Here is a 13,094-nt window from a genome sequence, read left to right as displayed (position 1 = left end):
GAGCCTGTTGGCTTCGGCGTCATGGGAGATGCCCGAAGAACAGGCGGACGAACGAAAGGACCGAGGTCTCGACCCGCACCAGGCCGCGCGGCGCGCTCGCCGTTCGAGGCCCTCCGCCTGGCATCAAAGTGCCGTGGGGCAGGAACTTGCGAGACCGTCATCGGTTGAATGTTCGGGGGCTGTCGTCGACAACCTCCGACGACGTGGGATGGTTGCCATGATCGAGAGAGACGGCGATGTATTCCGTTTATTTTCAGAGGATTATCGAAGCTTTTCGCAGGAGGAGATGAGCCTGCGGGAATACCTGCTGGCCTGCCGCGAAGACAAATCGATGTATGCCTCCGCTCCTGAGCGGATGGTCGACGCGATTGGCGCGCCAAAGCTTTTCGATACGAGCCAGGACGAGCGCCTCGGCCGGATATTCTCCAACCGGACGGTCAAGCTCTACCCGTCCTTTACCGATTTCTTCGGCATGGAGGATACGATCGAGAGGATCGCCGGCTATTTCCGCTACGCATCGCAGGGCCTGGAGGAGCGCAAGCAAATCCTCTATCTGCTCGGCCCCGTCGGCGGCGGCAAATCCTCCCTCGCCGAGCGGCTGAAGAAGCTGATGGAGGAGCGCCCCTTCTACACGCTCAAGGTCGGGGACCGGATCAGCCCGGTCTTCGAATCGCCTCTGGGCCTGTTCCGTCCCGATCGCATGGGCGATCTCTTCGAGGACAAGTACGGGATCGCGCGGCGCCGACTGACCGGCCTGATCTCGCCCTGGGCGGCGAAGCGGCTCGACGAGCTCTCGGGCGATATCTCCGGGTTCAGCGTCGTCAAACTGAACCCCTCGCGCTTGCGGCAGGTCGGCATCGCGAAAAGCGAACCAGGCGACGAGAACAATCAGGATGTCTCGACGCTCGTCGGCAAGGTCGATATCCGCCAGCTCGAAAACTTCAGCCAGTCGGACCCGGACGCCTATTCCTACAGCGGCGGGCTGAACCGGACGACGCAGGGCCTGCTCGAATTCGTCGAGATGTTCAAGGCGCCGATCAAGGTGCTGCATCCCCTGCTGACCGCGACCCAGGAAGGCAGCTACAACGGCACCGAGAATTTCGGAGCCTTTCCCTACCAGGGCATCGTCCTGGCGCACTCCAACGAGTCCGAATGGCTCCAGTTCAAGAACAACAAGAACAACGAGGCGTTCCTCGACCGCATTCTGGTGGTCAAGGTGCCCTATTGCCTGCGCGTCACCGAAGAGCGGCAGATCTACGAGAAACTGCTGCGCGAGAGTGAACTGGCCGGCAGCCCCTGCACACCGGAAGTGCTCGACATCCTCAGCCGCTTCTCGGTCTCGACGCGGCTGGCCGAGTTCGAGAACTCGCCGCTCTATACCAAGATGCGCGTCTATGACGGCGAGAACCTCAAGGAAGTGGAGCCAAAGGCGAAGGCCATCCAGGAATATCGCGACGCCGCCGGGGTCGACGAGGGCATGACCGGCGTCAGCACGCGCTTTGCCTTCAAGATTCTCTCGCAGACCTTCAACTACGACACCGGGGAACTGGCCGCCGACCCGGTGCACCTGATGTACATCCTGGAAGGCGCGATCAAGCGCGAGCAATTCCCCAAGGAGATGGAAGCGGCCTATCTCGACTTCATCAAGTCGGAGCTCGCGACGCGCTATGCCGAGTTCATCGGCCACGAGATCCAGAAAGCCTATCTGGAATCCTATGGCGAATACGGTCAGAACCTGTTCGACCGCTACATCGCCTATGCCGACGCCTGGGTCGAGGATCAGGATTACAAGGATCCCGATACCGGCCAGCTCCTCAACCGGCAGGTCCTGGACAATGAATTGTCGCAGATCGAAAAGCCGGCGGGCATCGCCAATCCCAAGGACTTTCGCAACGAGGTCGTGAAGTTCACCTTGCGCGCCCGGGCCAGGAACAATGGCCGCAACCCGTCCTGGACCAGCTATGAGAAGCTGCGCCAGGTGATCGAAAAGCGGATGTTCGGTCAGGTCGAGGATCTGCTGCCCGTCATCAGCTTCGGCTCGAAGCAGGACAGCGTGACCGAGAAGCGCCACCAGGGATTCGTCCAGCGCATGGTCGAGCGTGGCTATACCGAGCGCCAGGTCCGGCGCCTGGTGGACTGGTACATGCGTGTGAACAAGGCGGGCTGAACGCGGCCGGAGCGTGCCATGCCGATTTTCATCGACCGCCGCCTGAACCCGAAGGACAAGAGCCTGGGAAATCGCCAGCGCTTCCTGCAGCGCGTGCGCGCGGAGCTGAAGCGAAGCGTCCAGGAACAGATCCGGGCCGGCAAGATCGCCGATGCAGACGGGACGCACGCCGTTTCGCTCCCGGCGAAGCGCACGAGCGAGCCGCGCTTCCGCGATGCCGGGGACAGCGGCCGGCGCCAGCATGTCCTGCCCGGAAACAGGCATTTCGCGCCGGGGGACAGGATGCCGAAGCCGGGTCGGGGCGGCGGATCCGGATCGGGTTCGTCACCCGGCCTGGAGGAGTCCGAGGACGATTTCCGCTTCGTGCTGTCGCGCGAGGAGGTGCTCGATCTGTTCTTCGAAGATCTCGCGCTTCCCGACATGGTCAAGCTCAATCTCAAGGAGATCGTCGCCTTCAAGCCGCGGCGGGCCGGCTTCTCGGCGAGCGGTTCGCCGACGAACATCAACATCGCCCGCACCATGCGAAACAGCCATGGCCGCCGCATCGCCCTCCAGCGGCCCAGGCGCGAGGAGGTCGAGGCCATCCTGCGCGAACTGGCCAGGATCGAGGCCGACGAGCCAGACGCCGCCCGCGCCGACGTCGCAGCCCTGCGCGCCGAACTCGACCGGCTGGAACGCCGGCGCCGGGTGATTTCCTTCGTCGACCCGGTCGATATCCGCTTCAATCGCTTCGACGCGCAGCCTCAGCCCAACGCGAACGCGGTGATGTTCTGCCTGATGGACGTCTCAGGCTCGATGGGCGAACGCGAGAAGGACCTGGCCAAGCGCTTCTTCGTCCTGCTGCATCTGTTCCTGAAGCGGCGCTACGATCGCACGGACATCGTCTTCATCCGCCATACCCACCTGGCGCAGGAGGTGGACGAGGACACCTTCTTCTTCAGCATGCAGAGCGGCGGCACCGTGGTTTCCACAGCTCTGGAGGAGATGCAGCGCATCATCGCGCAGCGCTATCCCAGCCGGGAATGGAACATCTACGCCGCCCAGGCGTCGGACGGCGACAATCTCGCGACCGACTCCAGGCGCTGCCTCAAACTGATGGATGGCGAGATCATGCGCCTGTGCCAGTATTTTGCCTATGTCGAGATCATCGACGAACGCGAGAGCGAGATCTTCGGCTCCACGGACAACGGCACCTCGCTCTGGCGCGCCTATCTCACGGTCAAGGAGAGATGGCCGAACTTTGGCATGAGCCGCATCGCCAGGGCCGCCGACATCTACCCGGTCTTCCGGCATCTCTTCACCCGCCAACCGGCGCGGCTGCGCAAGTGAGGGAAGCGCCGATGGCGAGGCAAACGCCCCGATCCGATCTGCTGTTCTCCGGCTCGGACTGGAACTTCGCAACCTTGTCGCATGCCTACGACGTCATCGAGGCTGTGGCGAAGGAGGAACTCCGGCTCGATGTCTACCCGGTGCAGATGGAGGTCATCTCCTCGGAGCAGATGCTCGATGCCTATTCGTCCATCGGCATGCCGTTGATGTACCGCCACTGGTCGTTCGGCAAGCACTTCCTCCGCGAGGAACTGCTCTATCGCAAGGCCGGTCGCGGCCTCGCCTATGAAGTGGTGATCAACTCCAATCCCTGCATCGTCTATCTGATGGAAGAGAACACCATGGCCCTGCAGGCCCTGGTGACCGCGCATGCAGCCCTTGGCCACAACCATTTCTTCAAGAACAACTACCTGTTCCAGCAATGGGCCGATGCCGGCGCGATCCTCGGCTATCTCGATTTCGCCAAGGGCTTCATCGCTCGCTGCGAGGAAAAGCATGGCATTGCCGCCGTCGAGGCCATTCTCGACGCTGCCCATGCACTGATGGAACAGGGCGTGTTCCGCTATCGCCGCCCTCCCCGGCTCTCGTCCGACAGGCACCGCGAGGGGCTTCGCGAGCGGCTGGAATACGAAGAGCGTTCCTATAACGACCTATGGCGCACCGTCCCGCGCTTGGCGGACGACGCCAAGCCCGACGAGAGCGAGGCCTCGATCGCCGAACGGAAAAGGGCGCTCAATCTTCCCGAGGAGAACCTGCTCTATTTCCTGGAGAAGAACAGCCTGATCCTCGATCCCTGGCAACGCGAGATCCTGAGGATCGTCCGGGTCATCGCGCAGTATTTCTATCCCCAGCGGCAGACGCAGGTGATGAACGAAGGCTGCGCGACCTTCGTGCACTACACGATCATGAATGCGCTGTTCGACCGTGGGCGGATCAGCGAAGGCGCCATGCTGGAAATCCTGCGCAACCACTCGAACGTCGTCTTCCAGCCAGCCTTCGACGATCCCCGCTTTTCCGGAATCAACCCTTATGCGCTGGGGCTGGACATGATGCAGGACATCCAGCGTGTCGTGACCGAGCCGACCGCGGAAGATCGCGACTGGTTTCCCGAGATCGCGGGAACCGGCGACTGGCGCACGATCCTGCTCGACGCCTGGGCCAACCACCGCGACGAATCCTTCATTCGCCAGTATCTCAGCCCGGCCCTGATCCGGAAGTGGCGGCTGTTCTTGCTCTCCGACACGGCGAACGACTCGTTCTACAGCGTGGCTTCGATCCATAACGAGCGCGGTTACGCGTCCATACGCACGGCCCTGGCCCAGAAATACGACATCGGTGCGAGCCATACGGACATCCAGGTCGTGGATGTGGACCTGCTCGGCCAGCGGCATCTGCGCCTGCAGCACAAGGTCAATGACGGCATCCTGCTGGAAAGCACCGGCTGCGATGCGACGCTGCGGCATGTCCATGAGCTATGGGGCTATGAGGTCAGCCTGGAAGGCGTTGACGCGCAGACGGGGGTCACGGTCTTCGAACGGTCCAGCCGTCAGCTTGCCTGATCACTATGGCTCATTGCACCGGGACGCGCATTGCGCCGCGCCCCCAGGCGGTTGAGGCAGCCCGTTCCAACCCTTTCATCAGAAGCAGGTGCTCATGATCACATAAAGCCCGGATTACGCGGCAAGTACCGCGTCCAGGTTCCAAACCCCTGCGATGCCATCAGCAGCATCGGAAAGGTGATGCGCATGCCCTGGCTGACGGCAAGGCTCAACGCGCTTTCGCATGTGCCGGGCAGGAACGCCGATACGGTCTCGCAGGGCCTGTCGGCCGCTATCCTCAATGCCGCCGCAAAGACAGCCCCGAGGTCGTCGACCTCCCTGACGGCGAGAGGTCCGATATGCCCGCTGGAACTGACATAGCTGTAGCCGAGACAATCTTTGCCGGCGCAGAGCAAGACCCCGGTGGTGGCCGGGTCATCGAGCAGGTAGCGGTGATGCTTCTCTCGCGGGACGCCGATCGCACGGGAATCGATCTCGGCCAGCCTCTCCAGGGTCGCAGCGCTGCCGTCGATCGGGATGCTCTGCAACGCAGGCTCCGGCAGTCCCTCCATCACCCGCTCTCGCGCCGCACTGAGAAAATAGATCGGCATCCTTGGAAAGAGGCCATGCCGGATGTAGAGACCCTGCGAGACCCTGTTGAAGGTGAAAGTGATGAGTGCCTTGTGAGCCACGGCTGATGTCCGGGCATGCTCCAAGGTTAATTTCAGTAACTCATTGCCGATGCCACGACCCTGCTGGGCCGGATCGACGAATAACTGGGCAAGAAACCATAGATCCCCGCACACCCAACTCCAGGCAAAACCCAGGAGATCACCGTCATCCTCCGCGATCCATAAGCCGTCAGGGTCGTCCTTGAGTGAAAACAGTTGAAGGTTGGGAGCGCTCGGCGTCGCCATCAGACCGAAACCATGGCGCGTGGTCAGATCATTGATGCTGGCAACGACGAGGGCATCGGCCGTCGCCAAATCCTCCGCTCGGGCAGGCCTGTAGACGAGTGACATGGGACAGCTCCGTCAGAGCAATTCAGATCAGTCTTGGCGTCGAATCTCCCGCTGACAAGGCCAAGACTATCGCGCCGCGTTACGCTCTGGTCGAAAACCCATGACACGCTCCGCCTTGGACTTGGCTCGGGTCGTCCTGCCTGATCGACGCGGTTGCGCCGCACTGGCGTAGTGCGCTCGGATCACAAGAAGATGCGTTCGTCCCGACACCGAACGGCCGGGCACCGGACGTCCATCGATCCTAGCGCAATCCTCGGGTGTTTGCCGTCCATGAATTCTGAATCGCCCAGCAGCACAGCCGCGAACCGATCAAGCGCAAGCGCGACAGGGCCCAGGCGGAAGTGGTCGGGGTCACGGTGGCACGGGACTTCCCGCACCTGCCGTTTACGCCAGACGAACTGCCCATGCTGCCGAAACCGCTCGTCGAAGCCGCAGGCCCGCTCTTTCGCGCGCCTGCCTGACGACCGAGATGCGTCGCACCTTCCCCCCGCCGGCTTGGCCAAGAGGACCCGAGGATAGGGTCCAGCCCCCTGGTGCCCGCCCCGCGCTACTTCACCTTCTCGACATCGCCGGGCACCCAGCTCTGGTCGAAGAAGGGCTTCGTCGGGCCGTAGAGGCGCAGGATCACGAAGAAGCCCTGGCCGGAGACCGTCTTCAGCCAGTTCTTGTCCTTGCCTGACGGTGCATCGGGTCCGAAGTAGAGATCGAGCGAGCCGTCTGCATTCATCTCCGGCTTGTCCATCGTGTTGAGCGACGGGAAGGGCTGACCATTGGCCAATCCCGAGGCTGTCTCCGGCCGATAGACGGTGACCGACCAGAAAATCCCGGCCGGAATATCCTTCGGCAGATGCAGCTTGTAGGATTTGCCGCCCGAAAGCGGGTCGCCGTCGGCATCGGTGAAGGCGACAGGATATTTCGCCCCCATTCCGGCCATGTTGACCGCCATCGCCGGGCTTGCCGAATAGGCCAGCGCGAAAAAGCCGGTGCGCAGATCGAGATATTTGAAGGACGGCCCGGTGAATTCGGTATTTGCCGGGAACGGGTTTACCCATTGCCTGTCTTTGTACCAGCGGGTGTTCGGCACGATCGGCGGCGGGTCATAGGCGATGGCGCGGCCGATGCGGAAGGCGGTGCGCCCGGCGCGGTCGAGGATCTCGCGCGCCCGTGCATCCGGCGCGAAGGGCTGGCCCTTGATGATGCCGATGCTGGCGAGCATGCCGCGCATGTCGGCATCGGTGGGATCGACATATTCGCTGTCGATGAACCGCGAGAGCATGTCGAACGCGCTGCCATCCGTCGGATAGAGCATGTTCGGCGCCGCCGCCGAGCCATCGGGGAATTGCATCGGCTTGGCGCTGTCCTTCTTGCCGAGCGGATAGATGCGGGTCTGCGTGACGAGATTGACCGGCCCCGACAGATCCTTGGGATCCTTGAAGAACGCACGCCAGAAGACGAAGACATTATAGGTGCGCGACTTGTAGACGATATGGTCCTTCGGGATCTCCCCGGTATAGTCGGGCGGGATCACGAGGTAGTTCGCGCCCTTGCCCTTGTCCGGCCCGGGCAGGCCGACATCGCCGCACCAGATGTCCTTCGAATAGGGTTCCGGATACCAGGTCTTCTCCTCGACGGGCGCCGGATTGCAGATCGGGCGCTGGAAGAAATCGTCGAGAATGCCCTGAAGGCCCGGCGGCACCTCCAGCACCATCGGCCCGTCCTGCTTCAGGTCGAGATAGCCCATCGCGTAGATGACGTCAGAATTCGGCGTGGTGACCTGGGTGTTGGCGTTGAGGCGTTCCTTCCAGACCGGAAGGACGTTGTAGCCCTTGCCGAAGAGCTTCTCGGAACCTTCCTTCATCGCAAAGATGTTCAGCGCCGGCTGGGCCCAGAGATAGGATTGGACTGCGCGCTGGAACAGCAACTCGTCCTTGAGCTTCGCCGTGTCGGCCTTCGACAGGTAGCCTTCCGTCAGCGGCAGGGTCGACAGTTCCTCATAGTGCGACGACTGGGCCTGGGCGGAGGGGCCGAACCCCAGCGCGGCGGCAAACGCTGCTGCGACAATCGTCCTGGCAAGATTGAGCGTCATGCTGCTGTTCCTCACTTGGCGCGGTTGACGATCGGCGGAGCCCATTGACGCCTAAGGACAGCCTCCTTCGGCCAATAGGCCCGGATATAGAGCTCGAAATCGCCCGTCGGTGCCGGCAGCCAATTCGAGACCTTGTCGCCGCTCGGACGATTGCGCTGCACATAGAGTGTCAGCGAGCCGTCGGGATTGAGCTTGAGGTCCTTGTTCTTGGTGCCCAGCGAAAAGCGCCTGAGCTCGTTGGGCGCGAAGAAATGGTCGGCGTCATAGAGCGTCAGCGACCAGAACCCGTCGACCGGCGGCACCTCGCCCTTGGCGAAGGTCACGGTATAGGCGCTTTTGCCGTTCAGTCGCTTCTTGTCGCCATCGTATTCCTGATAGAAATACGCGGTCTCGTTGGGCGCATTGACGAAGATGTTGGTCCGCGCGACGGCGGTTCGGGTGTAGTAGTCGGTGCCGAAATTCGCGCCGTTGAGCGGCGAGGTCCAGCCGTTCTGAACCGGCACTCCGGAATAGCGGAAGGCCTTGAGCGGGGTCAGGATCTCCTTGTCGGCCTCGAGCGCCGCCTGTTTCAGCGTCGCCTTGAGATCGGGATCCTTGGCTGCCGCCTCGAGGATCGAGCCGAGCCAGCCATAGAGCGCCTCCTCGCCGGGCAGCGGCGGCACTTCCTTGAGGATGGCCGGCAGCTCGTCGAAGAATCTGTCCGGCTTCACCCATTGCGTTTCGGCACCGCCGCCCTGCTTGCCTCAGGCGGGATCGGCGAGCTTCGGGATCTTGCTCCAGTCCTTGGTCATCTGCTTGCCGTCGAACTGGCTCAGCGGATAGGCCATGATCTGGCTGATCACCGGCTGGATCGCCCGCTTGTCTTCGGCCGTATCGTCGACGAAGGCGCGCGGGATGATATAGGCCAGATTGGTCGGCGACCGGAAAACACCGGCGATGCCGTCCGGAACGGTGCCGTTCCAGTCCGGGCCGACGACCATGTAGAAGCCCGGCTTGGTGCCGTACATCTTGCCGGCCTGGCCGATGGAGTCGGTGCGCTGGTTGCCGAGCTGGTAGACCCAGAAGCGGTCGCCGAAATCGGGTACCTGGAAGACCGCCGGCTCCTTGTCGAGCGAGAAGATGCCGAAACCGTACACGACATCCTGGTTCGGGCAGGCGACCGCCCTTTCCTCGGGCGCGATATAGTCGGTCAACATCGTCAGGTGGTTGAGCGGCGCGACGGGCAGGACGCCGTCACCGAGACCGGATTCAGGAACCTGTGAAAAGACGAGCCGCCGGTTGTGCAAGTTGACCAGCGGCCAGCCCCAGACATAGGCGGCCTTTGCCATCTCGCGCACATAGGCCTTCTGCAGCACGGTGCCGGGCACCGGGCCCGCAGGCCGCGCCTGGGAGAGCGCCGGAACGGCTGGCTGAGCCATGGCTGCCGGAACAAGCAATGGACCGGAGAGGGCGGCACCGAGACATGTTGCCACGAGCGCCCTTGCGCGGATCTGCCAAAGCATCGTCGATATCCTCGCTGGTGATCCCCCCGGCGACGAAATCTAGAGCCTCGACACTCCTCTCGCACGAGAGCAGAGAGGTTGTAACAGTTACGGTCTGTTTTGCGTCGGGTGCAGCGATACCATGGGCAATTGGGTGTTGGAGAACGCCCCTGCCGTAACGTATCGGCAAATCGCTGACCTGGCCTGGAGCCGTCCAAGCTCTCCATCGGGCACCTGCCCTGACGTAGAGAACAGTCCCGGTGGCGCAACGCCCGCTCTAGCGCGGGAGGCCGCCGCGCGACCGCAAAGCACCCTCCCCGGCCGGCCTGATCGCCGATATCCGGCGCCCCGCCGGTGCGCGCCTTGAGCCCGGCGCAATGGCGCCAAGCGTGCCGCCGGGGGCAGAACGCTTGCGCCGCGACGGGGCCGAAGGCACAGGTTGCGCCGTGCCGAAGGTCATGAAGACCGCATGATGAGGGAATGCCAGTGCAGCGCGATCACGCCTCCGAAATTGCCGCGATCACCCGCCATCCGGCCTTCAAGGAGGCGGTCAGGGTGCTCGAAGCCGAGCATGACCGCACCATTGCCGACATCATCACGCTGACCGAGATTCCCGCGCCCCCCTTCAAGGAGGAGAAACGCGCCGCCGCCTATCTGGAGATGCTGCAGGCGCATGGCCTGGAGGATGTCGAGCAGGACGAGATCGGCAATGTGATGGGCCTCAGGCGCGGCACCGGCAACGGTGGATTGATCGTCATCGCCGCCCATCTCGATACGGTTTTCCCTGAGGGAACCGATGTCACCGTGCGCCGCGAGGGCACGAAGCTCTTTGCGCCGGGCGTTGGCGACGACACCCGCAGCCTTGCCGTGCTCCTGGCCTTCGTGCGCGCGATGGACGCCGCCGGGATCCGGACCCGCAACGATATTCTGTTCGTAGGCGATGTCGGTGAGGAAGGGCTCGGCGACCTGCGTGGCGTCCGGCATCTCTTCACCAAGGGGCGGTATCGCGACAAGATTGCAGCCTTCATCACCGTCGACAGTCCGCAGGTGGAGAAGATCGTCGTCGGCGGCGTCGGCTCGAAGCGCTATTCCGTCAGGTTCAAGGGACCGGGCGGGCACAGCTTCCAGGCGTTCGGCATCGTGAACCCGATGTATGCCATGGCGCAGGCGATCGTGGAGCTTGGCCGCATCCAGGTGCCGGCGACACCGCGCACCACGTTCTGCGCCTCCATTGTCGGCGGCGGCTCATCCGTCAACGCCATCCCTGAGGAAACCTGGATCGACATCGACCTACGGTCGGAATCGGCGGACGAGCTTGCCAGGCTGGACGCCCGTTGCCGCGCGATCGTGGCTGCTGCGGTGGAGCAGGAGAACGCGACCCGCTCGACCAGCGAAGGGGCGATCACCGTCGAAATCAAAGCATTGGGCGACCGTCCCGCGGGCAACACGCCCGTGGACGCCGATATCGTGCAATACGCGACCGCAGCCCTTCAGGCCCATGGCTTTGCGCCCAGGCACGAAGCCTCCTCCACCGACGCGAATATTCCGATGAGCCTGGGCATCCCGGCCATCAAGATCGGTTCGGGCGGCACCGGCGGGAGGGCCCATTCTCTCGGCGAATGGATCGATGTCGAAAAGACAGCCAGCGTATCCGGCATGACGGCCAGCCTTGCCACGATCCTGGCCACGGCGGGCTTCCCCACCGAATGAACAGTCTTGCCGACCGGTCGTTGCCGCTGGACTCGATCTTGCGGCTCGACCGGTTGCGGCGCGCCTTGCGAGCAGACGATATGGCGTCTTGGGTCATCGCGGCATGTTCCGCTCTGTCCCCTAACGGCGGCCTCCCACCCAAGCCAGCCCTTGAGCTCGGTCGGGTGTTTCGGGGGGCCGCGTAGCGGCTGCTCGGGGCGTCGTGGTCTGGCACCTCGCAGGCCGCCATGGGATCGCACGTCCCTGCTGGTGACCTTGCCAATCGCCCTCGCCGGCCGAGGGCATGCCGTCCCGGGGTCGAGACCGTCGACGAGATCCAACCATTGGTCTTCTTCGCGTTCGCGCGTTTCGGCGTTCAGACTGCCTGCCCCCCCAAGGCGGGCCTCGTCCTGGCCGCCCACATGTCCGCGGCAGCGTCGTGGGGATCTGAGGAGGCAGCCACATTGCCCCCACGCAAGCAGGCTATTGGAGATTCGTATTGTGATTCGTACGCACTGCCTGCCATTTTGAAAGTACAGAGGATTGACATGGTAAAGGTGACCAGAATTGCCACGACCGCTTGTGCCCTTGGTGCCTTCCTGGCCACAGCTGGATTAGATCAAACGGCATTGGCCCAAACTCAAGCCGAGGCCACTACTGTCGCACCCTTGGCCACTGGCTTGACCGATGGCGGGTCCGCGGAAGCCCAAGTCGTCGAAGCTGTCCGATCCGGCGATATTCTTACGATCAAGCTTCGCTTCAAGCCAATCGCCACGAACAAGCTGGAACGGCTCTATGATTCGATCAGCAAGGACGCCTATGAAAACAGCTTCTATGTTCTTGCCGGCAAGAAGAAATACCTGCTTCTGACAGATAGCAACGACAAGCCGCTGACAAATCCTAACCTGGTCATCAAGGCCAACAAGGATTCTCCGATCGCGGGCTCATGGCATGGCAGGTTCCCTGCTCCACCGAAGGACGTCACGGACGTGTCGCTGACGATCCCGGGGGTCGAAACTCTCGACGCGATCAAAATCACCGACCGATAGCCATGGCCGGTGCTACCAAGTCCTCCATCGCGATCATCGTGTTTCTGGCAGCGACAAGTGGCTCGTTTGCCCAAGAGCCCCCTGACCATCGCGAAATACGCGATCTCAAAGCCACGGTTCTGGATCTTAAGGCCACGGCTCTGGATCTGAAGGGCCTCCCCTCCGACGTGAACGGCGCGGTATCCGATCTGTCGGCGAAAGCCGGCGGACTTGCCGCCCGGCACGGTGGTCTTTCCGTACGACAGGATGCGACGACCGTCAGGGTGTCGATGACGGGCGATATCCTGTTCGATTTCGACAAGGCCGATATCAAGTCGGCTGCCGAACCGACACTCACGGATATCGCGCGTCTCATCGCATCTGCCCCCGCCGGCACGATCGTCATCGAGGGGCATACCGATTCAAAGGGGTCAGCTCGGTATAATCAGGACCTGTCCCTTCGACGGGCTCGGGTCGTCGCGCAATGGCTTGCGAGACACGGAGCAGATCAAGCACGGCTTTCGGTCAAAGCGCTCGGTGATAGTCGTCCGATCGAACCCAATACGCTCAAAACCGGAGCCGACAATCCCGAAGGGCGTGCTCTGAACCGACGCGTCGAGTTCGTCTTGCCGAAGCAGTAGACGATGGACTCTGCGGGCCGACAACAACACGTCGGCCCGCTCCCGGCCTTCGGCAAAACCGCCGCTCCGCCACATCCACTTAGCGCCGGAGGCGATTTCAGGACCGACTCTAT

At 62.8% G+C, this 13,094-nt stretch carries 10 protein-coding genes; 6 read left to right on the top strand and 4 right to left on the bottom strand.

Annotated elements, in window-relative coordinates; translation table 11 throughout:
• Positions 1 to 217: 217 nt before the first annotated feature.
• From AB4099_RS25130 to AB4099_RS25120, 3 genes are read left to right on the top strand one after another with little or no spacing between them, the layout of a single operon-like run.
• The gene (locus AB4099_RS25130) at positions 218 to 2,167 is read left to right on the top strand and encodes a PrkA family serine protein kinase (RefSeq protein ID WP_441480055.1); all 1,950 of its coding nucleotides are present in this window, start codon (positions 218 to 220) and stop codon (positions 2,165 to 2,167) included.
• An 18-nt stretch (positions 2,168 to 2,185) separates the two neighbouring features.
• On the top strand, positions 2,186 to 3,496 hold the full coding sequence (locus AB4099_RS25125; RefSeq protein WP_441480054.1) for a YeaH/YhbH family protein: 1,311 nt from the start codon (positions 2,186 to 2,188) through the stop codon (positions 3,494 to 3,496).
• 11 nt (positions 3,497 to 3,507) lie between these two features.
• Entirely contained in the window at positions 3,508 to 5,055 is a 1,548-nt protein-coding gene (locus AB4099_RS25120; protein ID WP_441480053.1) for a SpoVR family protein, read from the top strand.
• A 98-nt stretch (positions 5,056 to 5,153) separates the two neighbouring features.
• Here the strand turns inward: AB4099_RS25120 and AB4099_RS25115 are convergent, their stop codons facing one another.
• The 4 genes from AB4099_RS25115 to AB4099_RS25100 form a co-directional block, all read right to left on the bottom strand.
• Positions 5,154 to 6,056, bottom strand: a complete 903-nt coding sequence (locus AB4099_RS25115) for a GNAT family N-acetyltransferase (RefSeq protein ID WP_441480052.1) — start codon at positions 6,054 to 6,056, stop codon at positions 5,154 to 5,156.
• 547 nt (positions 6,057 to 6,603) lie between these two features.
• Entirely contained in the window at positions 6,604 to 8,142 is a 1,539-nt protein-coding gene (locus AB4099_RS25110) for a DUF1254 domain-containing protein (RefSeq protein ID WP_441480051.1), read from the bottom strand.
• Between the two features lie 11 nt (positions 8,143 to 8,153).
• Entirely contained in the window at positions 8,154 to 8,852 is a 699-nt protein-coding gene (locus AB4099_RS25105; RefSeq protein ID WP_441480050.1) for a DUF1214 domain-containing protein, read from the bottom strand.
• 33 nt (positions 8,853 to 8,885) lie between these two features.
• Entirely contained in the window at positions 8,886 to 9,644 is a 759-nt protein-coding gene (locus AB4099_RS25100; RefSeq protein WP_441480049.1) for a DUF1254 domain-containing protein, read from the bottom strand.
• Between the two features lie 459 nt (positions 9,645 to 10,103).
• On the opposite strand from AB4099_RS25100, the gene AB4099_RS25095 reads away from it, so the two are divergent.
• The 3 genes from AB4099_RS25095 to AB4099_RS25085 all read left to right on the top strand — a co-directional run bounded on the left by AB4099_RS25095 (position 10,104) and on the right by AB4099_RS25085 (position 12,981).
• On the top strand, positions 10,104 to 11,333 hold the full coding sequence (locus tag AB4099_RS25095) for a M20/M25/M40 family metallo-hydrolase (protein ID WP_441480048.1): 1,230 nt from the start codon (positions 10,104 to 10,106) through the stop codon (positions 11,331 to 11,333).
• A gap of 527 nt (positions 11,334 to 11,860) precedes the next feature.
• On the top strand, positions 11,861 to 12,361 hold the full coding sequence (locus tag AB4099_RS25090) for a hypothetical protein (RefSeq protein ID WP_441480047.1): 501 nt from the start codon (positions 11,861 to 11,863) through the stop codon (positions 12,359 to 12,361).
• Complete coding sequence (locus AB4099_RS25085; protein WP_441480046.1) at positions 12,259 to 12,981, top strand: OmpA family protein; 723 nt, start codon at positions 12,259 to 12,261, stop codon at positions 12,979 to 12,981. The genes AB4099_RS25090 and AB4099_RS25085 overlap by 103 nt, the downstream gene beginning before the upstream one ends.
• The last annotated feature ends 113 nt before the right edge of the window (positions 12,982 to 13,094 follow it).

The sequence above is a fragment of the Allobosea sp. 2KB_26 genome, assembly GCF_052115715.1.
Classification (GTDB): domain Bacteria; phylum Pseudomonadota; class Alphaproteobacteria; order Rhizobiales; family Beijerinckiaceae; genus Allobosea.
This window is presented reverse-complemented; position numbering and strand designations above follow the sequence as displayed.

Bases quoted from the DNA above. Each gene is read 5' to 3' on its own strand.
- AB4099_RS25115 (WP_441480052.1), bottom strand. From the start codon at position 6,056: ATGTCACTCGTCTACAGGCCTGCCCGAGCGGAGGATTTGGCGACGGCC.
- AB4099_RS25120 (WP_441480053.1), top strand. From the start codon at position 3,508: ATGGCGAGGCAAACGCCCCGATCCGATCTGCTGTTCTCCGGCTCGGAC.
- AB4099_RS25125 (WP_441480054.1), top strand. From the start codon at position 2,186: ATGCCGATTTTCATCGACCGCCGCCTGAACCCGAAGGACAAGAGCCTG.
- AB4099_RS25130 (WP_441480055.1), top strand. From the start codon at position 218: ATGATCGAGAGAGACGGCGATGTATTCCGTTTATTTTCAGAGGATTAT.
- AB4099_RS25100 (WP_441480049.1), bottom strand. From the start codon at position 9,644: ATGCTTTGGCAGATCCGCGCAAGGGCGCTCGTGGCAACATGTCTCGGT.
- AB4099_RS25095 (WP_441480048.1), top strand. From the start codon at position 10,104: ATGCCAGTGCAGCGCGATCACGCCTCCGAAATTGCCGCGATCACCCGC.
- AB4099_RS25090 (WP_441480047.1), top strand. From the start codon at position 11,861: ATGGTAAAGGTGACCAGAATTGCCACGACCGCTTGTGCCCTTGGTGCC.
- AB4099_RS25085 (WP_441480046.1), top strand. From the start codon at position 12,259: ATGGCATGGCAGGTTCCCTGCTCCACCGAAGGACGTCACGGACGTGTC.
- AB4099_RS25110 (WP_441480051.1), bottom strand. From the start codon at position 8,142: ATGACGCTCAATCTTGCCAGGACGATTGTCGCAGCAGCGTTTGCCGCC.